Annotated in this window: 23 protein-coding genes and 1 pseudogene; 8 read left to right on the top strand and 16 right to left on the bottom strand. The window is 72.5% G+C overall.

Going from position 1 to position 25,340, the window contains the following annotated elements; genetic code table 11:
• Positions 1 to 387: 387 nt before the first annotated feature.
• A pseudogene (gene ctaD / locus ACIBL4_RS21960) lies at positions 388 to 1,914 on the top strand (cytochrome c oxidase subunit I); the annotation flags it as partial.
• Positions 1,915 to 1,957: 43 nt separating this feature from the next.
• Here the strand turns inward: ctaD and ACIBL4_RS21965 are convergent.
• Genes ACIBL4_RS21965 through ACIBL4_RS21975 form a run of 3 tightly spaced genes read right to left on the bottom strand, consistent with a single transcriptional unit; the run spans position 1,958 to position 4,856 of the window.
• Positions 1,958 to 2,998 carry a helix-turn-helix transcriptional regulator gene (locus ACIBL4_RS21965; protein WP_399412502.1) on the bottom strand — a complete coding sequence of 347 codons (1,041 nt, stop codon included), beginning with the start codon at positions 2,996 to 2,998 and terminating at the stop codon, positions 1,958 to 1,960.
• A gap of 39 nt (positions 2,999 to 3,037) precedes the next feature.
• Entirely contained in the window at positions 3,038 to 4,324 is a 1,287-nt protein-coding gene (locus ACIBL4_RS21970; protein WP_399412504.1) for an ABC transporter substrate-binding protein, read from the bottom strand.
• The gene (locus tag ACIBL4_RS21975; RefSeq protein WP_399412506.1) at positions 4,299 to 4,856 is read right to left on the bottom strand and encodes a hypothetical protein; all 558 of its coding nucleotides are present in this window, start codon (positions 4,854 to 4,856) and stop codon (positions 4,299 to 4,301) included. Before ACIBL4_RS21975 ends, ACIBL4_RS21970 begins: the two co-directional genes overlap by 26 nt.
• A 143-nt stretch (positions 4,857 to 4,999) precedes the next feature.
• Between ACIBL4_RS21975 and ACIBL4_RS21980 the strand changes: the two genes are divergently transcribed.
• From ACIBL4_RS21980 to ACIBL4_RS21990, 3 genes are read left to right on the top strand one after another with little or no spacing between them, the layout of a single operon-like run.
• Entirely contained in the window at positions 5,000 to 5,476 is a 477-nt protein-coding gene (locus ACIBL4_RS21980) for a hypothetical protein (RefSeq protein ID WP_399412508.1), read from the top strand.
• A gap of 9 nt (positions 5,477 to 5,485) precedes the next feature.
• Positions 5,486 to 8,554 carry an ATP-binding cassette domain-containing protein gene (locus ACIBL4_RS21985; protein WP_399412510.1) on the top strand — a complete coding sequence of 1,023 codons (3,069 nt, stop codon included), beginning with the start codon at positions 5,486 to 5,488 and terminating at the stop codon, positions 8,552 to 8,554.
• Entirely contained in the window at positions 8,551 to 9,192 is a 642-nt protein-coding gene (locus tag ACIBL4_RS21990; protein ID WP_399412513.1) for an ATP-binding cassette domain-containing protein, read from the top strand. Before ACIBL4_RS21985 ends, ACIBL4_RS21990 begins: the two co-directional genes overlap by 4 nt.
• A 110-nt stretch (positions 9,193 to 9,302) precedes the next feature.
• Here ACIBL4_RS21990 and ACIBL4_RS21995 read toward each other — a convergent pair whose 3' ends face one another.
• On the bottom strand, positions 9,303 to 9,947 hold the full coding sequence (locus ACIBL4_RS21995) for a transglycosylase family protein (protein WP_399412515.1): 645 nt from the start codon (positions 9,945 to 9,947) through the stop codon (positions 9,303 to 9,305).
• A gap of 544 nt (positions 9,948 to 10,491) precedes the next feature.
• Here ACIBL4_RS21995 and ACIBL4_RS22000 point away from each other — a divergent pair.
• Both ACIBL4_RS22000 and ACIBL4_RS22005 read left to right on the top strand, forming a co-directional pair.
• Positions 10,492 to 11,274, top strand: a complete 783-nt coding sequence (locus ACIBL4_RS22000) for a hypothetical protein (protein WP_399412517.1) — start codon at positions 10,492 to 10,494, stop codon at positions 11,272 to 11,274.
• Positions 11,275 to 11,359: 85 nt separating this feature from the next.
• Entirely contained in the window at positions 11,360 to 11,749 is a 390-nt protein-coding gene (locus ACIBL4_RS22005) for a hypothetical protein (protein WP_399412519.1), read from the top strand.
• 68 nt (positions 11,750 to 11,817) lie between these two features.
• Here the strand turns inward: ACIBL4_RS22005 and der are convergent, their stop codons facing one another.
• From der to aroH, 5 genes are all read right to left on the bottom strand, one after another.
• A complete protein-coding gene (gene der, locus ACIBL4_RS22010) occupies positions 11,818 to 13,311 on the bottom strand; it encodes a ribosome biogenesis GTPase Der (RefSeq protein WP_399412521.1) in 1,494 nt (497 codons plus the stop codon).
• 80 nt (positions 13,312 to 13,391) lie between these two features.
• Positions 13,392 to 14,075, bottom strand: a complete 684-nt coding sequence (locus tag ACIBL4_RS22015) for a lysophospholipid acyltransferase family protein (RefSeq protein WP_399412523.1) — start codon at positions 14,073 to 14,075, stop codon at positions 13,392 to 13,394.
• A complete protein-coding gene (gene cmk / locus ACIBL4_RS22020) occupies positions 14,033 to 14,713 on the bottom strand; it encodes a (d)CMP kinase (RefSeq protein WP_399412525.1) in 681 nt (226 codons plus the stop codon). The genes ACIBL4_RS22015 and cmk overlap by 43 nt, the downstream gene beginning before the upstream one ends.
• Before the next feature lie 115 nt (positions 14,714 to 14,828).
• Entirely contained in the window at positions 14,829 to 15,914 is a 1,086-nt protein-coding gene (locus tag ACIBL4_RS22025; protein WP_399412527.1) for a prephenate dehydrogenase, read from the bottom strand.
• Positions 15,911 to 16,273, bottom strand: coding sequence for a chorismate mutase (gene aroH / locus ACIBL4_RS22030; protein WP_184982189.1), 363 nt, complete (start codon positions 16,271 to 16,273; stop codon positions 15,911 to 15,913). Before aroH ends, ACIBL4_RS22025 begins: the two co-directional genes overlap by 4 nt.
• 188 nt (positions 16,274 to 16,461) lie before the next feature.
• On the opposite strand from aroH, the gene ACIBL4_RS22035 reads away from it, so the two are divergent.
• A complete protein-coding gene (locus tag ACIBL4_RS22035) occupies positions 16,462 to 16,890 on the top strand; it encodes a Rieske (2Fe-2S) protein (protein ID WP_399412530.1) in 429 nt (142 codons plus the stop codon).
• Between the two features lie 22 nt (positions 16,891 to 16,912).
• Positions 16,913 to 17,674, top strand: a complete 762-nt coding sequence (locus ACIBL4_RS22040; RefSeq protein ID WP_399412532.1) for a DNA polymerase beta superfamily protein — start codon at positions 16,913 to 16,915, stop codon at positions 17,672 to 17,674.
• A gap of 46 nt (positions 17,675 to 17,720) precedes the next feature.
• Here the strand turns inward: ACIBL4_RS22040 and ACIBL4_RS22045 are convergent, their stop codons facing one another.
• The 7 genes from ACIBL4_RS22045 to ald form a co-directional block, all read right to left on the bottom strand.
• Positions 17,721 to 18,740 (bottom strand): ADP-ribosylglycohydrolase family protein, encoded by a 1,020-nt coding sequence (locus ACIBL4_RS22045; protein ID WP_399412534.1) that lies wholly within the window; start codon positions 18,738 to 18,740, stop codon positions 17,721 to 17,723.
• Between the two features lie 72 nt (positions 18,741 to 18,812).
• A complete protein-coding gene (locus tag ACIBL4_RS22050; RefSeq protein WP_399412536.1) occupies positions 18,813 to 19,874 on the bottom strand; it encodes a pseudouridine synthase in 1,062 nt (353 codons plus the stop codon).
• Positions 19,874 to 20,563: an SMC-Scp complex subunit ScpB gene (scpB, locus tag ACIBL4_RS22055; RefSeq protein WP_399412538.1), complete on the bottom strand. Its 690-nt coding sequence runs from the start codon at positions 20,561 to 20,563 to the stop codon at positions 19,874 to 19,876. Before scpB ends, ACIBL4_RS22050 begins: the two co-directional genes overlap by 1 nt.
• Positions 20,560 to 21,690 (bottom strand): segregation and condensation protein A, encoded by a 1,131-nt coding sequence (locus ACIBL4_RS22060; protein ID WP_399412540.1) that lies wholly within the window; start codon positions 21,688 to 21,690, stop codon positions 20,560 to 20,562. The genes scpB and ACIBL4_RS22060 overlap by 4 nt, the downstream gene beginning before the upstream one ends.
• Positions 21,691 to 22,086: 396 nt before the next feature.
• Positions 22,087 to 22,674, bottom strand: a complete 588-nt coding sequence (locus ACIBL4_RS22065; protein WP_399412542.1) for a hypothetical protein — start codon at positions 22,672 to 22,674, stop codon at positions 22,087 to 22,089.
• Positions 22,659 to 23,786 carry a ParA family protein gene (locus tag ACIBL4_RS22070; RefSeq protein ID WP_399412544.1) on the bottom strand — a complete coding sequence of 376 codons (1,128 nt, stop codon included), beginning with the start codon at positions 23,784 to 23,786 and terminating at the stop codon, positions 22,659 to 22,661. Before ACIBL4_RS22070 ends, ACIBL4_RS22065 begins: the two co-directional genes overlap by 16 nt.
• A 413-nt stretch (positions 23,787 to 24,199) precedes the next feature.
• The gene (gene ald, locus ACIBL4_RS22075; RefSeq protein WP_399412547.1) at positions 24,200 to 25,324 is read right to left on the bottom strand and encodes an alanine dehydrogenase; all 1,125 of its coding nucleotides are present in this window, start codon (positions 25,322 to 25,324) and stop codon (positions 24,200 to 24,202) included.
• Positions 25,325 to 25,340: the final 16 nt, after the last annotated feature.

A 25,340-nucleotide genomic window follows, 5' to 3' on the forward strand; every position in this document is an offset into this window, starting at 1 on the left:
CTGTGACCCCGGCCCCCGTCCCTCCCCTGTCACACTTCTGTCACAAGATCACGACAGCTGTTTCGGGCGCTGTCCGTCACACGGACGAGCGGTTTCCTAGTCCTTCCGCAGGTATTCGATCGCAATTTCCGCGTGTCACATGAGCCCATGGAAAAGCCCGGCGGAAAGTTCCGGGAGAAGTGATCTCGGGGCCTCATTCCATTCCGGCGCCGCACCCGGCCGGCTCAGCCGCCGCCGCACAGGAAATGCATGGCTTCGGCACGCAAAGGCCGGTACGCCCCCTGTCGGAGCGCTCGGTGACGCGAGCATCATGGCGTGAGCTCGCGGGTACGTGTGGCGCGGGCTTCGGCGGGCCCGGCACGCGATGAGCGAAGGGGCGAGCGAGCGATGGGGACGCAGACCGTACAGGCGACGGCTCGGCCCGTGCCGAGGAAGAAGCACGGACGGGTGGTGGTGGACTGGCTGACCACGACGGACCACAAGAAGATCGGGCACCTCTACCTGATCACATCGTTCGTGTTCTTCCTGATCGCCGGGGTGATGGCGCTGCTGATGCGCGCCGAGCTGGCCCGCCCGGGACTGCAGATCATCACCAACGAGCAGTTCAACCAGGCGTTCACGCTGCACGGCACCATCATGCTGCTGCTGTTCGCGACGCCGACCTTCGCGGGCTTCGCGAACGAGCTGATGCCGTTGCAGATCGGCGCGCCCGACGTGGCCTTCCCGCGGCTGAACATGTTCTCGTACTGGCTGTTCCTGTTCGGCGGCCTGATCGTGCTGGGCTCCCTGCTGGTGCCCACCGGACCGGCCGACTTCGGCTGGTTCGCCTACGCCCCGCTCAACAGCGCGGAGCGCACTCCCGGCATCGGGGCCGACCTGTGGATCATGGGGCTGGCGCTGTCCGGCTTCGGCACGATCCTCGGCGCCGTCAACTTCGTCACCACCATCATCGGGATGCGCGCGCCCGGCATGACGATGTTCCGGATGCCGATCTTCGTCTGGAACACCCTCTTCACGTCGATCCTGATCCTGATGGCGTTCCCGGTGCTCGCGGCGGCGCTGCTGGTGCTGGAGGCGGACCGGCGGTTCGGCTCGCAGGTCTTCGACGCGACCAACGGCGGGGCCATCCTGTGGCAGCACCTGTTCTGGTTCTTCGGCCATCCCGAGGTGTACATCATCGCGCTGCCGTTCTTCGGCATCATCACGGAGATCATCCCGGTCTTCAGCCGCAAGCCGATGTTCGGCTATCTGACGCTGGTGGGCGCGACGATGGCGATCACGGGCCTGTCGGTGGTGGTGTGGGCGCACCACATGTTCGCCACGGGCGCGGTGCTGCTGCCGTTCTTCTCCTTCATGAGCTTCCTGATCGCGGTGCCGACGGGCGTGAAGTTCTTCAACTGGACCGGCACGATGCTCAAGGGCTCGCTGTCCTTCGAGACGCCGATGCTGTGGGCGACGGGCTTCCTGGTGACGTTCCTGTTCGGCGGGCTGACCGGGGTGATCCTGGCGTCGCCGCCGCTGGACTTCCATGTGACGGACACGTACTTCGTGGTGGCGCACTTCCACTACGTGGTCTTCGGCACCGTCGTCTTCGCGATCTTCGCCGGCTTCTACTTCTGGTGGCCGAAGTTCACCGGGAAGATGCTCGACGAGCGGCTCGGCAAGATCCAGTTCTGGACGCTCTTCACCGGCTTCCACACCACGTTCCTGGTGCAGCACTGGCTGGGCGCCGAGGGCATGCCCCGCCGGTACGCCGACTACCTCGCCGCGGACGGGTTCACGGCGCTGAACACCGTTTCGACGATCGGCGCGTTCCTGCTCGGCATGTCGACGCTGCCGTTCCTCTACAACGTGTGGAAGACCACCAGGTACGGCGAGAAGGTCGAGGTCGACGACCCCTGGGGCTACGGCCGTTCCCTGGAGTGGGCGACGTCCTGCCCGCCGCCCCGGCACAACTTCACGGTGCTGCCCCGGATCCGCTCGGAGTCGCCGGCGTTCGACCTGCACCACCCGCAGTACGCGGCGGTGACTGCGCAGCCCGAGCCAGAGCCCCATCAAGCCGGTCGCGAACCTTCCTGATCGCCTCGATCAGCCCGTCGGGTTCGAGCACCTCGAACTCGAAACCCAGCATCATCACGTGGATGACCATCACGTCGAGGCTCCCGGCGCCGCAGCGCAGCAGGCAGCTGTCCGGGCCCTCCGCCTCCAGCACCCCGGCGCTGGGCGAGATGTGCGCGGCGGCCTCCTCCAGGGGCGCCAGGAGCCGCACGACGGCGTGTGTGGCGTAGGCGCGGGTGGAGACGCCCTGGGAGACGTAGGCGGCGAGGTCCTCGGCGGGCGCCTCGCGCGGCTCGAAGCGCGGGCCGTGCGGCGGCCTGGGCGTGATGCGGTCCGCGCGGAACGTGCGCCAGTCCGCCCGGTCGAGGTCCCAGGCGACGAGGTACCAGCGGCGCTCGGTGCACACGAGGCGGTGCGGTTCGACACTGCGGCGGCTGGTGGTGCCGTCGTGGCCGCGGTACTCGAAACGCAGGCGCTCGGCGTCCCGGCACAGGTGGGCGAGCTCGGTCAGTACGGCCGGATCGACGGCGTCGGGCAGGGGGCCGCGCAGCATCGGCACGGTGAAGGCGTTGAGGGCGCCCACGCGGCGGCGCAGCCGGTTCGGCAGCACCTGTTCCAGCTTGGCGAGGGCCCGTACGGAGGTCTCGCCGATGCCCTCGATGCCCTGCCCGGCCGCCGTGCGCAGCCCGATCGCCACGGCGACGGCCTCGTCGTCGTCCAGGAGCAGCGGCGGCAGCTCGGCGCCCGCGCCCAGCTGGTAGCCGCCGCCCGTGCCGGGGCTGGCGTTGACCGGGTAGCCGAGTTCGCGCAGCCGGTCCACGTCCCGGCGCAGGGTGCGGGCGCTGACGCCGAGCCGCCCGGCCAGGTCGGGGCCGGTCCACTCGCGGTGGGCCTGGAGCAGGGACAGCAGACGCAGCAGGCGTGCCGAGGTCTCCAACATGGGGGCGAGTCTGCCAGCCCTTGCGGACAGCGACTGTCCTCAAGGCTCGTAGGCCAGCTGGGGGACGTCGAAGCAGGTGCGGTTCATGTCCCCCTGGCCGACCCAGCCCCTGCCGTCCTGCCAGCGGGCCACCGACAGGCAGGTCCGGATGGTCGTGGGCGGCTCGGGGCGCCGCTCGAACCGGACGGGCAGGAGCAGTCCGCCCGCGGTGTATCCCTGGCTGCGGTTCATGAAGGCGTCGACGCACGCACGCGTGATGCCCGTCTTCGCGCAGGACCGCGCGGCGTCCGTGAACCAGCGTGCGGCGGCCCAGCCCTCCAGCTGCCACTGCGAGTGCGTCCTCAGGTCCTTCGTCGCTGCGCGGAACTCCCGTACGGCCGGGTGGCCGGTGTCGTCGAAGTTGCGGCTGGAGCCGGTCGCCCAGAGGGCGTTGCGGCAGCGCGGGGCGTCCTTGTAGGCCTCGGCGACGGTGGACGTCCAGTTCTGCACGTTGGTCACCTTGGCGGTGACGCGGGCGCCGACCTCGTCCATGGCCTGGCACAGCCGGGCGTTGCCGTGGCTGTCGATGGCGTCGAAGACGAGGTCGGCGCCCTGTTCCTTCAGGTCGGCCGCGACGGCGCGGAAGTTGGGCAGGGCGAAGTCGACCTGCTCGGTGACGACCTTGTAACCCTCGGCGCGCAGGCCCCGTTCGACGAGCCGGGCGTAGGCGGCGGACGCGGACTGGTTGTAGGAGACGACGGCGGCGGTCCGGGCGCCGTGCTCGCGCTTGAAGTAGCGGTAGACCTCGGTGCCGCCGTACAGCTTGCCGTCCCAGCCGGTGGTGCCGTTGCGCGGCGCGAGGCTGCCGTAGATGCCGTAGAGGTGCGGGTAGGTGTCGTAGGCGCTGCCGAGGGGCTGGCCGCCGATGTCCGGCACGCGCGCGCGGGAGACGCGGGAGGCACCCGCGTAGTCCAGGGCGGTGGTGGCGACCAGGGCGACGACCTCGTCCTCCTCGACCAGCCGGTGCACGCACTCGTTGTTCCCGACGCCGCTGCCGCCGTCGTCGCACAGGCGTACCTCCACGCGGCGGCCGTCGACGCCCCCGCGCGCGTTGAGCCCGTCGAACCAGGCCTTGGCCCCGTCGCGCGGGCCGGTGAAGGCGGCGCCGCCGACGGGGCTGGTGGCGCTGGTGATGATGCCGACCCGCAGGGGCGCGGCGTCGCGGGGCGCGGGGGTGCGGTCGTCGTGCTCGAAGTCGCTCTCGGGGAGCCGGCTGCCGCAGGCCGCGCTCAGGGCGAGCAGCAGCGCCGCGGCGAGGGCCTCAGCAGCCCGGGACCGGCGACGCATTGCCGCTCAGTTGCACCAGCGCGCACAGCGTCTTGGCGGACAGCTTCCAGGTGCCGTTCTGCTCGACGGCCGTCCCGGAGGCGTCCGGCAGGGCGGTCGCGCCCTTCAGGGTGAGCGTGTACGTCACGTCCGCCTCGGTCGCCGAGGTGAACTCGATCTTGGTGACCGTCGCCTGGACCTGTCCGCCGCGCTCGTCACCGCTGAACGCCTGGAGGACGGGGCCCATCCGGTCGCCGTTCTCCAGGATGGCCTGCTTGTCCTGCGTCGAGGTCTTCGGGTCGAAGAACTTCTGCCAGTTCTGCCTGATCTCCGCCTCGGCCGCGGCCCGGTCCGCCGGCGCGCTGGCCGGAGCGCTCGTGGTCCGCTCCGCGGTCGGTGTGGGCGGCGTGCTCCCGCCGCCGCCGTCGTCGCTGCATGCCGCGAGGGCCGGGGCGAGAGCCAGGATCAGGGCGGCCGTGATCGCCGTGCCCCGTCCAGCGGCCCGTGGGCCCCGTGTCGGATTCCCCCGCCTGAGGTCGCTGCAGAGAACCATCTGGCTCACCACCGGGTGTCGGTCCGGGCCATGCGCGCCCGGTGCTTTCAGGGTCAGCTTCCAAGGGGCATAGTGCAAGCGAGCGGCGGACTTGAACAGGCGGCCAGGCGCGTGCCCGGACAACCGACGTGTGGGAGCCAGCGATGCGGACAAGCCGACTGCGGACCGTGCATCCCGTCCTGTGGGCAGCCTGGGTGGTGCTGGCCGCCGGGGCGGTGCTGTGCGTCGTCGGCTGGTACGGCGTCTCCGGGGAGCGCTTCGCCGAACGGCAGCTGCCCTACCTCGCCTCCTGCACGGTCCCCGGCGCGGCGCTGATCGTCTCCGGGGCGGTGCTGCTGGCCCACGGCCGGGGCTCGATCGCCGCCGCGCGCGTGGAGGAGCTGTACGGCCTGCTGGTGGCGGCCGAGCCGGCCGAGGTGGACGAGACCGGGCAGGCCGCGCTCGCGCCCCTCGCCGTCAGCGGCGAGTTGCTGATGGTGCCGGGCGGCACGCTGTGGCACCGCGCGGACTGCCCGCTGGTGACGGGGAAGGCGGAGGCGGTTCCGGTTGACTCCAAGCTGGTGGCGAGCGGCGAGCTGGGCCCGTGCCCGATCTGCGAGCCCGCCGAAGAGACGGACTGAGACCGGGCGATGTCCTCGCTGACGTACGACCTCACCCTGGCCGGCCTGGCGGTGGGCAGCGCGGCGGCGCTGACCGGGATCGGCCTGATCGTGACGTACCGCGCCACCGGGGTGCTGAACTTCGCGCACGGCGCGATCGCGATGGTGTGCGCCTACGTGCTGCGGCAGTGCGTGGTCGAGTGGGGCTGGCCGCTGTGGCCGGCGGCCGCGGTGACGCTGCTGGTGCTGGCGCCGGGGCTGGGGGTCGTACTGGAACGGTTCGTCTTCCGGCCCCTGGCGGTTCTCGGCGGTGACCCGGCGCAGACGCTGGTGGCGTCCATCGGGGTGTTCGTGCTGCTGGTGGGCGGGGCGGCGCTGCTGTGGGGGCAGGGGGCGCGGGACGACGCGCCGGAGCTGGTGGCGGACGAGCCGTGGGGGCAGCTGGCGGTGGTGCTGGTGCTGGCCGCGGGGGTCGCGGCGGTGGTCCGCTGGACGCGGTTCGGGCGGGAGCTGCGGGCCGTGGTCGACGACCGGCAGCTCGCCGTGCTGGGCGGCATCGACGCGGACCGGGTCGCGGCGGCGGGCTGGGCGTTCGGCTCCTTCACGGCGGGCCTGACCGGCGTGCTGCTGGCGCCGTACGTGCGGCTCGACCCGTACGGGCTGTCGCTGCTCGTGATGGAGGTCGTGGCGGTAGCGGTCGCCGCGCGGATGCGGAGTCTGCCGGTCGCGGTGGTGGTGGCGCTGGGCGTCGGGGTGGCGCAGAGCCAGCTCACGCGGCTGCACCCGTCCGGGTGGGGCGCGCCGCTGCTGCAGACGGCCGGCACGAACCTGTTCGTCGTCGCCCTGCTGGTCGCGGCCCTAGTCCTGCCGGGCGTGGGCACGCGTGACGCGCTGCCGCGCACCGCCACCGCCCGGGTTCCGACGCCGCCCGGCGCGTGGATCGTGGCGGCCGTGCTGTTCCTGCTGCCGCTGGGCCTGGCCGGCCGGGATCTGCACACGTCGATCCAGGTGCCGGCGCTGGCCGTCGTCCTGCTGTCCCTGGTGGTGGTCACCGGCCGCGGCGGCCAGATCTCCCTGGGGCAGGCGGCGTACGCGGGTCTGGGCGCCCTGTTCACCGCGCTGCTGGCGGCGGGCCGCTTCCCGGGCCTGCCGGCCGTGCCGGAGCTGGCGGCCCTCGCGGTGGCGGTCGTCCTGGTGGCACCGCTCGGCCTGCTCACGGGCTGGCCGGCGATCGGCCGGCGGGGCCTGGCGCTGGCGCTGGCGACGTTCGCCGTGGGCGTGGGCGTGAGCCGCTTCGTCTTCGACCAGCCGTACGCCACGGCGGGCCTGTCGCTGGGCCGCCCGGCGGGTTTCGAGGGGGATCGCGCGTACTACCTCCTGGAGCTGCTCCTGCTGGTGCTCGCGCTGCTGGCGGCGCACGGGCTGCGCCGGGGGCGGACGGGCCGGGCCCTCGCGGCCATGCGGGACCACGAGGCGGGGGCGCAGGCGGCGGGCGTGCGGGTGCCGTCCCTGAAGCTGCTCGCCTTCGTCGCGGGCGCCGCGCTCGCCGCGCTGGGCGGCGGCATGCTCGGCATGGGCCTGCGCGCCTTCGACCCCGCCGCCTACGACCCCGTGCGCGGTCTGCTGTGGTTCGCGGCGGTCGTGGTGCTGGGCGCCGACAGCACCCTCGGTGCCCTCGGCGCCGCGGCCCTCCTCGTCGGCCTGGACGCGGGCACGCGCGGCGGTGTGGCGGCGGCCCTGATCGGCGTCCTGGCGGTCCTCGTGGGCCGCTTCCCCGGCGGCCCGTACGAGGCCCTGCGCACAGCGGCGGAACGCCTGCGCCTGCGGCGCGGCGCACCGGCCCTCACATCGGTGGGAGCCCACGCCCGCGGGCTGCTGCGCCCGGCGGAGCCGCGGGCGGCCCGGACCGCACCGGTGCCTACGGGGGCGACGGCGGCCCGCGTGGTGCGGGAGGCCGAGGGTACGGGGGCGGCCGGGCGGGCCGGTCTCCCGGGGGACGAGAGCGGTACGGCACCGCGCGCCACCACCACCGCCGACGGACGCCGAGCGGCTCCCGATGCCGGGCCCGCGGGCCACGAAGCACCTCAGCCACCGGCCCACGGCCCCTCGACCCCCGCCGCCCATCGGCCACCGGCGACCCCGGCAACTCCGGCAGCCCGGGCAACTCCGGCGCCCCCGACAACTCCGGCGGCCCCGGCAACTCCGGCGGACGGAACGTCGGGGTCCGCCCCGTCGGACCGACACGGCTCGCCCGGCGAGGCGCGCCCCGGCAGTGCCCGGCCCCCTTCCACTCCAGCGCCCCCGGCAGCGGGCGACGCGGCCTCCAGGCCCTTCAAGAAGCCCCGGCCGCGCGCGGCAGTGCCTCCGCGAGTGGCCCGACCGCCTGCCGTCCCGGCCGCCTCCTCCCCCGTCCTCACCGCCCGCCGCCTCCACGCCCACTACGGCGGCTTCACCGCGCTCGACGGGGTCGACCTGGACGTCTTCCCCGGGCGGATCACCGCGGTCGTGGGCCCCAACGGGGCCGGAAAGAGCACCCTGTTCCACTGTCTGGCCGGGACGCTGCGGCCCGCGCGTGGAGAGGTACGGCTGGGCGGGCGGGACATCACCGCGCTGCCCTCGCACGCCCGCACCCGGCTCGGTGTCGCACGGACCTTCCAGCAGCTGGCCGTCTTCCCGTCGCTGACCGTGGCCGAGAACGTCCGGGTGGGCGCCGAGCAGGGCCGGGTGAGCGACCCGGGCGCCGTGGAGCGGACGCTGAGGCTGCTCGGTCTCGACGGGCCGGTGCGGGCGCTGCCCGCCGCCGGGCTGCCCACGGGGACGCTGCGCCGCGTCGAACTGGCCCGGGCCCTCGCGGGCGCCCCGCGCGTCCTGCTGCTCGACGAGCCCGCCGCCGGCCTGGACACCACCGAAGTGGCCGCCCTCACCCGGGTCCTGAGGGCCCTGGCCGCCGACGGCACGGCCCTGCTCGTCGTCGAGCACGACCTGGACCTGGTCACCGGCCTCGCCGACGTCGTGCACGTGATGGCGGCGGGCCGGATCGTCGCCTCCGGCCCGCCCGGGCAGGTCCTGGACGCCCTGGGAACGGCGGCCGGGCGATGACCACCGTCTCCCTGCGCCACGCGCGCGTGCGCTACGGCCCGCTGGAGGCCCTGCACGGCGTCACCCTCGCCGCCCCCGGCCCGGGCCTGACCGTGCTGCTGGGCCGCAACGGCTCCGGCCGCAGCACCGCCCTGCGTGCCCTGGCCGGAGCGGTGCCCCTGTCGGGCGGCGCGGTGGTGTGGGACGGCGCCGACGTGACCCGCGTACCCGCGCACGAGAGGGCCCGGCGCGGTCTGTGCCTGGTCCCGGAGCGGCAGGCCGTGTTCGGCTCGCTCACCGTGCGCGAGAACCTCGGCCTCGCCGCCCCCGACCACGGCCCGGCCCTCGACGCCTATCCACAGCTGCGGTCCCTGCTGGAGCGGCGGGCCGGCACCCTCTCCGGCGGGGAGCAGCGCATGCTCGCCCTGTCCCGGGCGCTGCTGGCACGCGCGCGTGTGGTGCTCGTCGACGAGCCCGCCCAGGGCATGTCGCCCTCGGTCGCGGCCCGTACCTACGAGCTGCTGAGCGCGCTCGACGCGTGCGTGGTGATCGCCGAGCAGCGCCTGCCGCCCGCCCTGCGGGAGCGGCCCGCGATCGTCTACGAACTGCGGCGCGGCACGGTCGTGTTCGCCGGCGAGGCGGGCGAACTCCCCCACTGACCCGCGCGCTCCCCCACCGACCCGGCGGGCTTCCCCACCGGCCCGGCGCGCGAAGGCCCCGTCCGGTCGGCCGACCGGACGGGGCCCGTGTCCCGGCGAAGGGGAGCGGCTCAGATGTCGAGGCGCAGGCCGGGCACGATGATGTCGGGATCACCGCCGATGGCGGTCTTGTTGGCGGCGTAGAGGTGCTGCCAGGTGGTCCCGTGCCGGGCGGCGACGCCGCTCAGGGTGTCGCCCGCGCGGACGGTGTAGTCGCCGCGGGAGGAGCCGCGGTCGGGGTGTGCCGTGGAACGCGCCGGCGCCTTCGAGGGCTTCGCCGGAGCGGGCTTGGCGGAGGTGACCGGGTCGGCCGCAGCGGACGCCGCGGGTGCGCTGCCGCTCGCCCCGGCGCGTGCCGAGCAGGTCGGCCAGGCGCCCCATCCCTGGGCGCGCTGGACCTTGGTGGCGACGGCGATCTGCTGGGACTTGCTCGCCCGGTCGGCGGTGGGCGCGTAGGCCGTGCCGCCGTAGGCGCGCCAGGTGGAGGGGGCGAACTGGAGTCCGCCGTAGTAGCCGTTGCCGGTGTTGATGTGCCAGTTGCCGCCGCTCTCGCACTGGGCGATGCGGTCCCACACTCCGCTGTCAGCCGCCGCGGCGTTTCCGGTCGCGGCGAGCAGTCCGAGGGGCGCGAGCAGTGCCGCGCCGGCGAGGACCGCCGTCGTACGAACCTGGTTCTTCCGAGCGTTGTCGCGCGTGGTATCGGCACATTCGGACATGTAGTTCCCTCTCGAAACACCCGGGGTCCCCCAAGGCGGAACGCCACTCCCCGCGCCATGGGGCGCGGGGGTCGCGCTCGCCCCGTCCGCCGGTGTGGTGCTGCGCGTGGTTCCGGAGAATCACGCGGCCGGCGGACGTACCCGAGCGGTGCTCGCTGCACACGGCCGAGGAATCTAAGGAGTTGACGGGCCGTCATCAACCGGTTGCCCGTCGTGCCAGGCCAGTTCCCCGATACCTCGGGTAACGGCTATTTCCGGACACCCACTTCATTCCTGGATTTCCGGATATGTCGACCCACGCGCCCGGCGGCCTGTGACCCACTTCACCCCTTCAACCCCCCCGATTAACCGGCGAGTTGACGGTGAGTACGCGATTCCGCGCAGGGCGTGACCCTGCGCGCTGGTTGGTTCGATTCCGTTCGCTCTGGGGCGTGACTCCCGCCACAGATCGCCCGTTGTCATCTTCATGAGCCGGGGCCCACCCGGACCACGGGCCGGGAGCCACCCGGTCCTGCCACGCACCGCATCCCCGAGGGAGCCACCCGTGCCGCGCATGCTCGACGTCAGCGACGAGGTACGCGCCGAGATCGGCGACGAAGAAGCCGACCGCCTGCTCGCCGGAGAGACCGCCCCGGGCAGTTACGACTGCACGTCCTGCCGCACTCCGGGCGACTCCGAGCAGGAGCGCACCAGCACCGTCCTGTTCATCGGGGACCAGACCGCCGTCCTCGCCTTCGCCCACGCCGGTTGCCTGCCCTCGCAGGTCGTCCAGGTCACCGAGGAACAGCTCCGGGGCGCCGTGAAGTCCATCACCGGCGACACCGTCGACCTGGAGCCCGACAAGGTGGTGCCCGAGCAGGCGGTACTCGGCGTGACCAGCGGACTCGTGCTGATCGCCGGGGAACTGCACCCGGCCCTGGTGGTGGAGCCGACCGCGCCCATCGCCCGGCCGGGCACCACGAGCTCCGGCGACGACTTCCTGCCGCTGCTCATCGAGCAGGGCTTCATGCCACTGACCGAGCTGTCCGCCGTACCGCCCGTGCTGCACGGCTGGTCCGTGCTGCTCGCCGTGGGCCGGCTGCACGCGGTGCTCCAGCCCGGCAGCAACGGCGGCCAGCCGGTGGCCTGGTGGCAGGCGCACCAGCCGCTCCAGGTCACCGAGGGCTGGCGCGCGGCCGCCAACAAGCACCAGCAGGTGCTGATGTTCGCCGCGCCGGTCGGCTCGATCGGCCGGCAGCCACGCGAGGACCTGCTGCGGGACGCGCTGGACAAGGCGGCGGCGACCGGAAAACTCGTCGCCGCCGCGCTGCCGCTGGCCGGCACCTGAGCGGCGCGTCACCCGGGCGGACGGCACCCCTGCGAAAGCCGTACCGGGGCCGCATCCCTTGACCCGCGGGGTCGTTTGGACATACGTGCACGCATATGACGTTCCCCGCCGCCAGTCCTACTCGCCGATCCCCTCCGCACGGTCGGCTCAGGACTCCCAGCGCGGCCCATCGGCCACGCCGATCTACGACGCGCTCTACGCCGAGTACGTCAAGTCCTTCCGCGCACTTCCCGGCGACCGCAGCGGCGAGGAGGAACTCGGCTTCACCGCCTTCGGGAACCTCCCGCACAGTACGGGTTCGTACGGCAGTTCCCACAGCAACTCCTACAGTGCCTACAGCGCGGGCGCCCAGAGCGCCCGCCATGCCACCGGACAGCAGCCGCAGTGGCAGCGCGTCGGGGCCATCGGCTCGCACTGCACGGGGATGCACCACGTGCCGGCCGCGCTGCCGCCGGGTCGGCGCAGCAGCGTCTGAAGCGAGCACCGAAAAGAGGAAGGGCGGTCCCGGCCGGGACCGCCCTTCCTCTTTTCGCCCTTGTCCTACTACTTCTTCCTGCCGCGCTTCTCGCGGACCCGCACCGAGATGTGGATCGGCGTCCCCTCGAAGCCGAACTCCTCGCGCAGGCGGCGCTCGATGAAGCGCCGGTAGCCCGCCTCGATGAAGCCGGAGGCGAAGAACACGAACCGCGGCGGCTTGGTGCCCGCCTGCGTGCCGAACAGGATGCGCGGCTGCTTGCCGCCCCGGATCGGGTGCGGGTGAGCGGCGACCAGCTCGCCGAGGAACGCGTTCAGCCTGCCGGTCGGGACCCGGGTCTCCCAGCCCGCCAGGGCCGTTTCGATCGCCGGGACCAGCTTCTCCATGTGGCGGCCGGTGCGCGCCGAGACGTTGACGCGCGGGGCCCACGCCACCTGGCCCAGCTCGGTCTCGATCTCCCGCTCCAGGTAGTAGCGGCGCTCCTCGTCGAGGGTGTCCCACTTGTTGAAGGCGAGGACGATCGCACGGCCCGCCTCGACGGCCATGGTGACGATCCGCTGATCCTGCACCGAGATGGACTCGGAGGCGTCGATGAGGATGACCGCGACCTCCGCCTTCTCGACGGCGGCGGCCGTGCGCAGCGAGGCGTAGTAGTCGGCGCCCTGCTGGAGGTGGACGCGCTTGCGGATGCCCGCCGTGTCGACGAACTTCCAGGTGACGCCGCCGAGTTCGATCAGCTCGTCGACCGGGTCGCGGGTGGTGCCCGCCAGCTCGTTGACGACGACGCGCTCCTCGCCCGCCACCTTGTTCAGCAGCGAGGACTTGCCCACGTTCGGGCGGCCGATCAGGGCGATGCGGCGCGGCCCGCCGATGCCGCCCCCGCCGAACGTCTCGCGCGGCGCCTCCGGCAGCACCTCAAGGACCTGGTCGAGCATGTCGCCGGTGCCCCGGCCGTGCAGCGCCGAGACCGGGTACGGCTCCCCCAGGCCCAGCGACCACAGGTAGGCCGCGTCGGCCTCGCCGCTCGGGCCGTCCACCTTGTTGGCGCACAGCACGACCGGCTTGCCGGCCTTGCGCAGCAGCCGGACGACGGCCTCGTCGGTGTCGGTGGCGCCGACCTTGGCGTCGACGACGAAGACGACGGCGTCGGCCGCGTCGATGGCGTACTCGGCCTGGGCGGCGACGGAGGCGTCGATGCCGAGGACGTCCTGCTCCCAGCCGCCGGTGTCGACGACCTTGAAGCGGCGACCCGCCCACTCGGCCTCGTAGGTCACACGGTCGCGGGTGACGCCGGGCTTGTCCTCGACGACGGCCTCGCGGCGGCCGATGATGCGGTTCACCAGGGTCGACTTGCCGACATTGGGGCGGCCGACCACGGCGAGGACGGGCAGCGGGCCGTGCCCGGCCGCCTCGATCGCGCCCTCGACGTCCTCGAGGTCGAAGCCCTCCTCCGCGGCGAGCTCCATGAACTCCGCGTACTCGGCGTCGCCGAGCGCCCCGTGGTCGTGCTCGGGCGCGCCGTCGTAGGCGTCCGAGCCGTCGGGCTGGGTGTGGTCGTTCATGAAGTCCGTACCTCGTCGTTCATCGTGGTGGTCGGTGGAGTACCCGCTGTCCCGCGGGCTGATCCACTACTCAGTGTTGCCTAGCGCCCGGTGAAGCGCCTGGCGTTTTCCAGGTGGGCGGCGAGCTGCTTCTGGATGCGCCCGGTCGCCTCGTCCAGCGCCGTGCGCGTACGGCGCCCGCTGCCGTCGCCCGCCTCGAAGGGCTCCCCGAAGACGACGTCGACGCGGGACCGCAGCGGAGGCAGCCCCTTTATCAACCGTCCCCGCTTCTCGGAACTTCCCAGCACGGCGACCGGCACGACCGGGGCGCCGCTGCGCACCGCGAAGTACGCGAGCCCGGCGCGCAGCGAGGCGAAGTCGCCCTCGCCCCGGGTGCCCTCCGGGAAGATGCCGAGGACGCCGCCGTTCTCCAGCACGCCCAGCGCCCGGGTGATCGCCGTGCGGTCGGTGGTGTCGCGGTCCACCTTGACCTGGCCGATGCCGGTCAGGAAGGGGTCGAGCGGGCCGATGAACGCTTCCTTCTTGATCAGGAAGTGCGTCGGCCGGGGCGCCACGCCCATGACCATCGGGCCGTCGATCATGTGGGAGTGGTTGACGGCGAGGATCACCGGGCCGGTCGTGGGCACGCGCCAGGCGCCGAGCACGCGCGGCTTCCACAGCCCGTACATCAGGCCGACGCCGATGCGCCGACCGACCTCGGCGCCCTTTTCCGAAGGCAGGTTCACTTCCCGGCCCGCTTCTCCTCGACGAGGGTGACGACGCACTCGATGACCTGGGCCAGCGTGAGCTCGGTGGTGTCCACCTCGACCGCGTCGTCCGCCTTGGCGAGCGGCGAGGTCTTGCGGCTGGAGTCGGCCGCGTCCCGCTTGATCAGGGCCTCGCGGGTGGAGTGCACGTCGGCGCCCTTCAGCTCACCGCTGCGGCGGGCGGCACGCGCCTCCGGGGAGGCGGTGAGGAAGATCTTCAGGTGGGCGTCCGGCAGCACGGTCGTGCCGATGTCGCGGCCCTCGACCACTATGCCGCTCTCCGCGGAGGCCGCGATCGAACGCTGGAGCTCGGTGATCCGGGCGCGCACCTCGGGCACCGCGCTGACGGCGCTGACCTTGGAGGAGACCTCCTGGGTGCGGATCGGGCCGGCCACGTCGACGCCGTCGACGGTGATGGTGGGGCCCTGCGGGTCGGTGCCGGAGACGATCTCCGGCTTGCCGGCCGCCGCTGCGATGGCGGCGGGGTCGTCGATGTCGATGCCGTTGGTCACCATCCACCAGGTGATCGCCCGGTACTGGGCGCCGGTGTCCAGGTAGCTCAGCCCGAGCTGTGCCGCCACGGCCTTCGAGGTGCTCGACTTGCCCGTGCCGGCGGGGCCGTCGATGGCGACAATCACTGGCGTGGCGCTTTCCACTGTGGGACCTTCCTGAACCGGGCTGGCGGGGGTGAGGGCGCGACGGCCCCGCACAAGGTTACTGGGTGCGGGTCACTCGTCCGGCCGCGCGTCGCTCAGCCACATCCAGCATGCCCTACTGCCGGATCGCCCAGCCACGGTCCCGCAGCGCGGCACTCAGTACGGGCGCCGCCTTCGGCTCCACCATCAGCTGCACCAGACCGGCCTGCTGCCCCGTCGCGTGCTCGATGCGCACGTCCTCGATGTTGACGCCGGCCCTGCCCGCGTCCGCGAAGATCCGGGCCAGCTGTCCCGGCTGGTCGTCGATGAGCACGGCCACGACCTCGTAGGCCCGCGGGGCGGATCCGTGCTTGCCGGGCACGCGGACCTGCCCGGCGTTGCCGCGCCGCAGGACGTCCTCGATGCCGGTCGTGCCGTCGCGGCGCTTGTCCTCGTCGGCGGACTGCAGGGCGCGCAGGGCCCGCACGGTCTCCTCCAGGTCGGCGGCGACGTCCGTGAGCAGGTCGGCGACCGGCCCGGGGTTCGCGGAGAGGATGTCGATCCACATCCCGGGGTCGGAGGCGGCGATCCGCGTCACGTCCCGGATGCCCTGCCCGCACAGCCGTACGGCGGCCTCCTCGGCGTGCTCCAGGCGCGCGGCGACCAGGCTGGAGACCAGGTGCGGCATGTGGGAGACGAGGGCGACGGCACGGTCGTGGGCGTCGGCGTCCATCACGACCGGCACGGCACGGCAGTGCGAGACCAGCTCCAGGGCGAGGTTCAGCACCTCGGTGTCGGTGTCCCGGGTCGGGGTGAGCACCCAGGGGCGGCCCTCGAAGAGGTCGCCGGTGGCGGCGAGCGGGCCGGACTTCTCCCGGCCCGACATGGGGTGCGTGCCCAGGTACGCCGTCAGGTCGAGGCCGCGGGCCTCCAGTTCGCGGCGCGGCCCGCCCTTGACGCTGGCGACGTCGAGGTAGCCGCGCGCCACACCGCGGCGCATGGCGTCGGCGAGCACGTCGGCCACGTGGGCGGGCGGGGCGGCGACGATCGCGAGGTCGACGGGCCCGTCCGGCGCCTCGTCCGTGCCGGCGCCGAGCGCGGCGGCCGTACGGGCCTGTTCCGGGTCGTGGTCGGCGAGGTGCACGGTGACGCCCCGCTGGGACAGGGCGAGGGCGGCGGACGTGCCGATGAGCCCGGTGCCGATGACGAGTGCGGTCCTCACTGGGCGATGTCCTTGCGCAGGGCGCCCGCGGCGCCGAGGTAGACGTGCGCGATGTCGGCGCGGGGCTTGTCGGACTCGATGTGCGCGAGGACCCGGACGACACGCGGCATGGCGCCCTCGATGTCCAGTTCCTGGGCGCAGATCAGCGGGACGTCGACGATGCCGAGCTTGCGGGCGGCGGCCGCCGGGAAATCGCTGTGCAGGTCGGGCGTGGCCGTGAACCAGATGCTGATGAGGTCCTCGGCGGTGAGGTCGTTGCGCTCCAGGATGGCCGTGAGCAGGGCTCCGACCTGCTCGTCCATGTGCCCGGCCTCGTCCCGTTCGAGTTGGACGGCGCCCCGGACCGCTCGTACCGCCACGGCGATGCTCCTTGCTGACGTGCGTGTCGCTGTGTGTCGCTCTGTGCGTCAAGCCTAGTCAGCCCGCGCGGCCGGGGTGCGCGGCGCCCATCCGGTGAGACACCGGGCTTACCACTCCTTGGGTATTTTCGATGCAAAGATTCCGAGAATTCCGATTTACCCCTCTCCTGCCCTCTTGGAGTGACGACATGACCTACGAGACCACACGCCGCACGGTTCTCCTCGCGACGGGCGCGACGGGCGCGGCGGCGCTCGTCGCGGCCTGCGGCGGGGGCGGCGACGACAACGGTTCCGCGTCGACGAGCTCCCCCACCGGCCGGGAGGCGGCCGGTCAGGAGCTGGCCTCCACGGACGAGATCCCCGTCGGCGGCGGCAAGATCTTCAAGGAGGAAGAAGTCGTGGTGACCCAGCCCGAGCAGGGACAGTTCAAGGCCTTCTCGGCGATCTGCACCCACCAGCGCTGCACGGTGGCGTCCGTCTCCGACGGCACCATCAACTGCGTCTGTCACGGCAGCAAGTTCCGCATCGCCGACGGCTCGGTGGCCCACGGCCCGGCGACGCGGCCGCTGCCCGCCGAGCAGATCACCGTGGAGGGAAACTCGGTTCGCCTGACGTGAGGGCCCGCGTACGCTCCCGGGCATGCAGCCCGAGGCCCTGGTACGCGACCACACGATCTACGCCTGTGTGATGGGTTCGCGCGCCTTCGGGCTGGCGACGGACGACAGCGACACCGACCGCCGTGGCGTGTTCCTGGCTCCCACGCCTCTGTTCTGGCGCTTCGACAAGCCGCCGACGCACGTCGAGGGCCCGGCCGAGGAGCAGTTCAGCTGGGAGCTGGAACGCTTCTGCGAGCTGGCCCTGCGCGCCAATCCCAACATCCTGGAGTGCCTGCACTCCCCGCTCGTGGAGTACGCCGACGCCACCGGCCGCGAGCTGCTCGCCCTGCGCGGCGCGTTTCTGTCCCGGCGGGTCCACGAGACGTTCATTCGGTACGCGCACGGCCAGCGCCGCAAGCTGGAAGCCGACGTCCGCACCCACGGCGCCCCGCGCTGGAAACACGCGATGCATCTGCTGCGCCTGCTCATCAGCGCCCGGGACCTGCTGAGCACGGGCTCGCTCACGGTGGACGTCGGCGACCACCGCGAGCCGCTGCTCGCGGTGAAGCGCGGCGAGGTGCCCTGGTCCGAGGTCGAGTCCTGGATGACCCGCCTGGAGCAGGAGGCCGCCGAGGCCGCAGGCCGCGGCCCGCTCCCGGCCGCACCGGACCGGCGGCGCGTGGAGGACTTCCTCGCCCGCGCCCGCCGCGCCTCAGCCCTCCAGGCGGACCCGTACGACGAGGTCGTCCCGTACGACGAGGTCGTGCAGGGCGTCGCGGACGACCGGGGCCGGCGCCAGGACTGAGGCCTCCTGTACCTCGCCGAGCGCGCCCCGCAACCGCTCGGCTCCGTCACGCGTCCCAGAGCGCGCCGAGGGTCAGCAGGTCGCTCCGGTACTCGATCCGGTCGGCCCATTCGCCCGGCCAGCACTCCGCACCCAGGTACGCACCGGCGAAGGCGCCCGCCAGGCAGGCGATGGAGTCCGAGTCGCCGGCGGTGCAGGCGGCGCGGCGCAGGGCCGTGAGCGGCTCGTCGGGGAAGAGCAGGAAGCACAGCAGCCCGGTCGCCAGGGCCTCCTCGGCGATCCAGCCCTCGCCGGTGGCCAGGCACGGGTCGTCCTCCGGCGAGACGGTGCCCACGGCCTGCTGGAGCCGGTCGAGGATCGCCAGGCACTCGTCCCAGCCGCGCGCGATGAACTGCTCGGGGCTCCGGTCCTGGGCCCGGCGCCACAGGTCGCCGAGCCAGCGCTCGTGGTAGTGGCTGCGGTTGTCCAGGGCGTACGTACGGAGCAGACCGATCAGCCCGGCCGGCTCGGCGCCCTGCGCGAGCAGCCGTACGGCGTGCGCGGTGAGGTCGGACGCGGCGAGCGCGGTGGGGTGCCCGTGGGTGAGGGCGGACTGCAACTGGGCGGCACCCGCGCGCTGTTCGTCGCTCAGGCCGGGGACCAGCCCCAGGGGCGCGACCCGCATGTTGGCGCCGCAGCCCTTGGAGTGGATCTGACTGGCGTCCTGCCAGGGGCGGGACTCGTCCTTCAGCACCCAGCAGGCCTTCAGGCAGGTGCGGCCCGGAGCCCGGTTGTTCTCCGGCGACTGGTACCAGTCCACGAACTCCTCACGCAAGGGACGGACCAGTCGCAACGGCGTGAGCAGCCCCCGGTCCATCGCCGTGCGCACCGCCCGTCCGAGGGCCAGCGTCATCTGCGTGTCGTCGGAGACGTAAGCCCTCTTCGGCAACGCCAGTTCGCGCCACGGTCCGTGCTTGGCGACGATCGTCGGCACGTCGCTGAACTCGGTCGGATACCCCAGCGCGTCCCCCAGGGCGAGCCCGGTCAGCGCTCCGGTGGCGGCTTGCTTGGAGACGAGCGTGGCCATGTCAGAAGTCCTTCCGTCCCCGCGCCCCGAAAGGCACGGGGAACTCGCGGCACCCGGGCTGTGCGCGTAAGCCTAGAGATCGACTTCCTGCATCAGCATGCCGACCTCCGTGTTGGACAGCCGCCGCAGCCAGCCGGACTTCTGGTCGCCGAGGGTGATCGGGCCGAAGGCGGTGCGCACCAGCTTGTCGACCGGGAATCCGGCCTCCGCGAGCATCCGGCGCACGATGTGCTTGCGGCCCTCGTGCAGGGTGACCTCGACGAGGTAGTTCTTGCCGGTCTGCTGGACGACCCGGAAGTGGTCCGCGCGCGCGTAGCCGTCCTCCAGCTGGATGCCGTCCTTGAGCTGCTTGCCCAGGTCGCGCGGGATCGGGCCCACGATGTGCGCGAGGTAGGTCTTCTTCACGCCGTACCTGGGGTGGGTCAGCCGGTGCGCCAGCTCACCGTGGTTGGTCAGCAGGATGACACCCTCGGTCTCGGTGTCGAGCCGGCCGACGTGGAAGAGCCGGGTCTCGCGGTTGGTGACGTAGTCACCGAGGCACTGCCGGCCCTCCGGGTCCTCCATGGTGGAGACGACACCGGCGGGCTTGTTCAGCGCGAAGAACTGGTAGGCCTGCGTGGCGACGGTCAACCCGTCGACCTTGATCTCGTCCTTCTCCGGGTCGACCCGCCGCCCCTGTTCCAGCACGATCTCGCCGTTGACCTCGACCCGGGCCTGCTCGATCAGCTCCTCGCAGGCGCGCCGGGAGCCGAAGCCCGCGCGGGCGAGGACCTTCTGGATGCGCTCGCCCTCCTGCTCGGCGCCCGGGAAGGTCTTGGGCAGCTTGACGTCCTTCTTCCCGGCGTACCGGTCGCGGTTGCGCTCCTCGATCTGCGCCTCGTACTCGCGAGGGCGTGCCGGGGCCGTACGTCCACGCTGCTGGGGCTGCTTCGGTCCGCCCTTGGCGCCGCCGCGCGCGGCACCGCCGCGCCCGGACTTGGGTCCCTCCTTCGTCGCTCCGGGGCCCACGTCGTAGCGGCGCTCCTCGGGGCGGGGCTTGCTGGGGCGGCCCTGCCCCTGCTTCTGGTCCCTGTTGTTACCGGCGCCGCGGTGGTTACCGCGTCCGCCGCTCTTGCCGCTGCCGCTGCTTCGCATCAAATGTCCGTCTGGTCGTCTTCGTCGTCGGTACCCGGGGTGACCGGGCGGCGGCCCGGCACGTCGTCATCAGGCGCGTCCGGGTCGAACGACGGTACGCCTTCCTGGGTCTCGGCCTCGATCGCCTCCGCCTCCGGGAGGAAGGGCGCGAGTTCCGGGAGCTCGTCCAGACCGCGCAGGCCCATCCGCTCCAGAAAGTAGTTCGTCGTCGTGTACAGGATCGCACCTGTTTCGGGTTCCGTGCCCGCCTCCTCGATCAGACCCCGCTGCAGGAGGGTGCGCATGACGCCGTCGCAGTTGACTCCGCGTACCGCGGAGACCCGGCTGCGGCTGACCGGCTGCCGGTAGGCGACGACGGCCAGGGTCTCCAGGGCGGCCTGCGTGAGGCGGGCCTGCTGGCCGTCCAGCACGAAACGCTCGACGGCCGGGGCGTACTCGGCGCGAGTGTAGAACCGCCAGCCGCCCGCCACGAACCGCAGTTCGAAGCCGCGCCCCTGGACGGTGTACTCGTCGGCCAGCTCGCGCAGCGCGTCCGCGATCTGGCGCCTTGGACGCTCCAGTATCTTCGCGAGGTGCTCCTCGGTCGCGGGCTCGTCCACCACCATCAGGACGGCCTCCAGAGCGGGCTTGAGGTCGAGGCCGGCGACGGCACGCAGCCCGGCCGGGACGTCGGTGGCTTCCTGGCTCATGCCTTCTTCTCCTCCTTCGGCGGCTCGGGCGGCCGGTCGAACTCGTCCGTGACGGTCGGGGCCTCGTCCCCGTCCCCGCCGGTCCACCGCACGAGCAGCTCGCCGAGCGCGGTCTCCTGCTCCAGCTCGACGGCCTTCTCGCGGTACAGCTCCAGCAGCGCCAGGAACCGGGCCACGACGGTCAGGGTGTCGTCGGTGTCCGCCACGAGCTCCCGGAAGCGGGCCTCGCCGAGCTCCTTGAGCCGGGCGACCACGATCCCCGCCTGCTCCTGCACGCTGACCAGCGGGGCGTGGATGTGGTCGACGTACACCTGCGGCTTGGGCTTGGGCTGCATCGCCTTCACGGCGAGCTTGGCGAACCCTTCCGCGCCGATGCTGATGACCACCTCGGGCAGCAGCTCGGCATGGTGGGGTTCGAGGCCGACGGTACGCGGATAGCGCCGGGCCTCGTCGTCGAGCCGCCCGCTGAAGATGTCGGCGATCTGCTTGTACGCGCGGTACTGCAGCAGCCGGGCGAACAGCAGGTCCCGGGCTTCGAGCAGCGCGAGGTCGGCCTCGTCCTCGACCTCGGCGGCGGGCAGCAGCCGTGCCGCCTTCAGATCGAGCAGTGTGGCCGCGACGACGAGGAACTCGGTCGTCTCGTCCAGGTCCCAGTCCGGCCCCATGGCCCGGATGTACGCCATGAACTCGTCGGTCACCTTGGACAGCGCGACCTCGGTGACGTCCAGCTTGTGCCGGGAGATCAGCTGCAGCAGCAGATCGAAGGGCCCCTCGAAATTGGCGAGCCGGACTTTGAAGACCCCGTCGTCGCCGCCGGCGCCGTCGGCCGAAGGCTGGTCGGTGCTCCCCGACTCGTCCCGGCCCTGCGGGGCCCGCGCCCCGGGGGCCGCCCCGGCTTCGGCCGGGGCCCGCGGGGGAACAGCCTCGGCTCCCGACTGCGGAACGGCGATCTCGACGTGGGTATCGGGCGCCGAGGCGTAAGCGAGAGCCTCGTGCCGGGGCCCGGTCTCCACGGGCTCAGCGGCCGGAGGGGCGGTCTCAGCCGCAGCCACCGGCCCCGGGGCGGGATGCTCACGCCCCGTCGCCGGATGACCGGCCTCGGGCCCGGGCCCGGATGCGTCGTCCACCTTCGGGGAAGCGCCCTCACGGCCCGCCCCGGTAGCAGTGACAGCCGCGGACTCCACTTGGGCAGGCCCCGCCGCACACTCCGGTCGACTCGTTCCGGCCACCGTCCCCGGCTCGGCAGGGACCTGCCGCTCCACGACGTCGGGCGACTCCTCGGCAACAGGCGCCTGCGCGCCGGCCGCTGCCTCCGCGGCCCGGACACCCGACCCGGCGGTCTCCGTCTCCTCGGACGTCACGCCCGGCTCGGCGGTGCCCCCGGCAAGCCCACCGGGCTCGACCGGGTCCAACGGCTCAACCGGCGGAGCCACCGGCCCCCGTCCCAGCGCACGCCGACGCCCGGACGGGCCGCCGGGGGGTGGTGGGGAGGCGTTCGAGGTCATGGCCCCCGCAGGCTACCGCTAGCGCCCGCGCAGCCGTCGTACGAGGATGCTGGCGTCCCCGCGGGTCTCCAGGTCGGCGAGGACCACGGCGACCGCCTCGCGGACGATGCGGCCGCGGTCGACGGCCAGGCCGTGCTCCCCGCGGAGCACGAGACGGGCGTGCTCCAGGTCCATGAGCTCCTCGGCCGACACGTAGACCGTGATCTTCTCGTCGTGCCGCTCACGGCCGCTGGGGCGGCGTGCGGCGGCCCGCCCGCGCTTGCGGGGTGCCGCGGCGGCGGCACCGGCCGCACCCGCGGCAGAACCTTCCTGCGCCGCCTGCCGACGGGCGGAGCCGGAGCGGCTGCGGGACTCCCCGGCCTCGGCCGACTCCGCGTCCGCCGCGACATGCTCCGCGCCCTCGCCGTCACCGCCCCGCGCCGGCACCGACTGCGGCACGTCCTCCGCGGCCGTGGCCGCTGCCGCCACCGCGTCGCCCTCCCCCGCCGGAGCGGGCACCCGGGCGTCGCCGTTGGCCTGGCGCCTGGGCTGGGACGACTGAAGCGCCATCCCCCCTGTCGTACGGAAGAGTTCGTCGGCCCCCGGCAGACTCACTCGGCGTGACACCGGGCGAGCACCTCCCTGGCGAGCTGGCGGTAGGCGGCGGCACCGACGGAGTTGGAGGCGTACGTGGTGATCGGCTCACCGGCGACCGTGGTCTCCGGGAACCGGACCGTGCGCCCGATGACCGTGTGGTAGACGTGATCGTCGAAGGCCTCGACGACACGCGCGAGCACCTCACGGCTGTGCACCGTGCGTGAGTCGTACATCGTGGCGAGGATCCCGTCGAGCTCCAGGTCGGGGTTGAGCCGCTCCTGGACCTTCTCGATGGTCTCGGTCAGCAGGGCCACACCGCGCAGCGCGAAGAACTCGCACTCCAGAGGCACTATCACCTTGTGCGCGGCCGTCAGGGCGTTCACCGTGAGCAGGCCGAGCGAGGGCTGGCAGTCGATGACGATGAAGTCGTAGTCGTCCAGCAGCGGCTTCAGCGCGCGCTGCAGGGTCGACTCGCGGGCGACCTCGGAGACGAGCTGGACCTCGGCCGCCGACAGGTCGATGTTGCTGGGCAGCAGGTCCATATTGGGGACCGCCGTCTTCAGCAGCACCTCGTCGGCCGCCATTCCCCGCTCCATGAGCAGGTTGTAGACGGTGAGGTCGAGTTCCATCGGGTTGACGCCGAGTCCGACCGACAGCGCGCCCTGCGGGTCGAAGTCCACGAGCAGGACCCGGCGTCCGTACTCCGCGAGCGCGGCACCCAGGTTGATGGTCGACGTGGTCTTGCCGACGCCGCCCTTCTGGTTGCACATCGCGATGATCTTCGCGGGTCCGTGGTCGGTCAGTGGGCCCGGGATCGGGAAGTACGGCAGCGGGCGTCCGGTCGGGCCGATGCGCTCCCGGCGCTGTCTGGCCGCGTCGGGCGCGAGAGTGGCCGCGTACTCGGGGTCGGGCTCGTACTCCGCGTCGGGGTCGTAGAAGTGCCCCTCGGGCAGTTCGTCGTAGTCGGCGAAGTGGTTGTGGGGCGCGCCACTTCCGTCGCCGGCCATGGCGTTCACGTGATGGCCATCCATCTTCTGGTGTGCAGTGTGAGTCGTCTGCTGACTCTGGTGGGCTGCGAAGGTGCGCACAGCGACGGAGCCGACAGCAGCGAACCCCGCGGGACCCTGGCCCCGTGCAGGCATTCCTGGTTGACCACCCCCGGGAGTAAATGTCGACTCATTCACAAGTCGTCTTACCTCCTTGGTGACCAGGAAACTTCTAGACAGGTCAGCGTGGCACCATGCCGACGGTTGGCGACTCTATGGCGTGTCGGGCGTCCGCAGCAACACAATCCGCCGGACCCGGCCCGATGTGTCGGCAATGAAACATCCCGCTGTCAAGGGCGTACGGCCGTCGCACGGCAGGTTTCACCGGTGTGCGAATCGGTTGAAGGGTTACGTTCGAGGCGAGTTGCCCGAGAATCGCGAAGTGACCATACACACATCCGGCCGGACCTTGTCGGGCAAGGTCCGGCCGGGTGCGCGGCGTTGACGACCTGTGTTGACGTATCGCCTTTACGGGTAGGTGACTTGGTCGACTCGTCGGCCCGCAGGGCTCAGCCGAGCAGCGAGGACAGCTCGACGTGCTCGACGTCGTGCGCCTCGGCGACCTCCTTGTAAACGACCTTGCCGTCGTGGGTGTTGAGACCCTTGGCCAGCGCCGGGTCGCGGCGCAGCGCCTCCGCCCAGCCGTGGTCGGCGAGTTCCACGATGTAGGGCAGCGTGGCGTTGGTCAGCGCGTAGGTGGAGGTGTTCGGCACCGCGCCGGGCATATTGGCGACGCAGTAGAAGACCGAGTTGTGGACCTGGAAGGTCGGCTCGGCGTGGGTGGTCGGACGGGAGTCCTCGAAGCAGCCGCCCTGGTCGATCGCGATGTCGACAAGGACACTTCCGGGCTTCATCCGCGAGACGAGCTCGTTGGTGACCAGCTTGGGGGCCTTGGCTCCGGGGACCAGCACCGCGCCGATGACGAGGTCGGCCTCCAGGCAGGCCTTCTCCAGTTCCAGGGCGTTGGAGACGACGGTCTGGATCTTCGTGCCGAAGATCTTGTCCGCCTCGCGGAGCTTGTTCACGTCCTTGTCGAGCAGGGTCACGTGGAAGCCCAGGCCGATGGCGATCTGCGCCGCCTGCCAGCCGGAGACGCCGCCGCCGATGACGACGGCCCGCCCGGCCGGCACGCCGGGGACGCCGCCGGGCAGCACGCCGCGGCCGCCGTTGGCGCGCATCAGGTGGTAGGCGCCGACCTGCGGGGCCAGCCGGCCCGCGACCTCGGACATCGGCGCGAGCAGCGGCAGCGCGCGGCTCGGCAGCTCGACGGTCTCGTAGGCGATCGCGGTGGTGCCGGACTCGAGCAGGGCGTCCGTGCACTCCTTGGAGGCGGCCAGGTGCAGGTAGGTGAAGAGCGTCTGGTCCTTGCGGAGGCGGTGGTACTCCTCGGCGATGGGCTCCTTGACCTTCAGCAGCAGGTCGGCGGCGGCCCAGACCTCGTCGGCGGTGTCCAGGATCCGCGCACCGGCGGCCACGTACTCCTCGTCCGTGATCGAGGAGCCGACGCCGGCGCCGCGCTCGATGACGACCTGGTGGCCATGACGCACCAGCTCGTGCACGCCGGCGGGGGTGATGGCCACCCGGAACTCGTTGTTCTTGACCTCGCGGGGGATGCCGACCTTCACGTCGATCACGGTCCTTGGCTCAGAG

Source organism: Streptomyces sp. NPDC050416, assembly GCF_044458845.1.
In the GTDB taxonomy this organism is placed as follows: Bacteria; Actinomycetota; Actinomycetes; order Streptomycetales; family Streptomycetaceae; genus Streptomyces.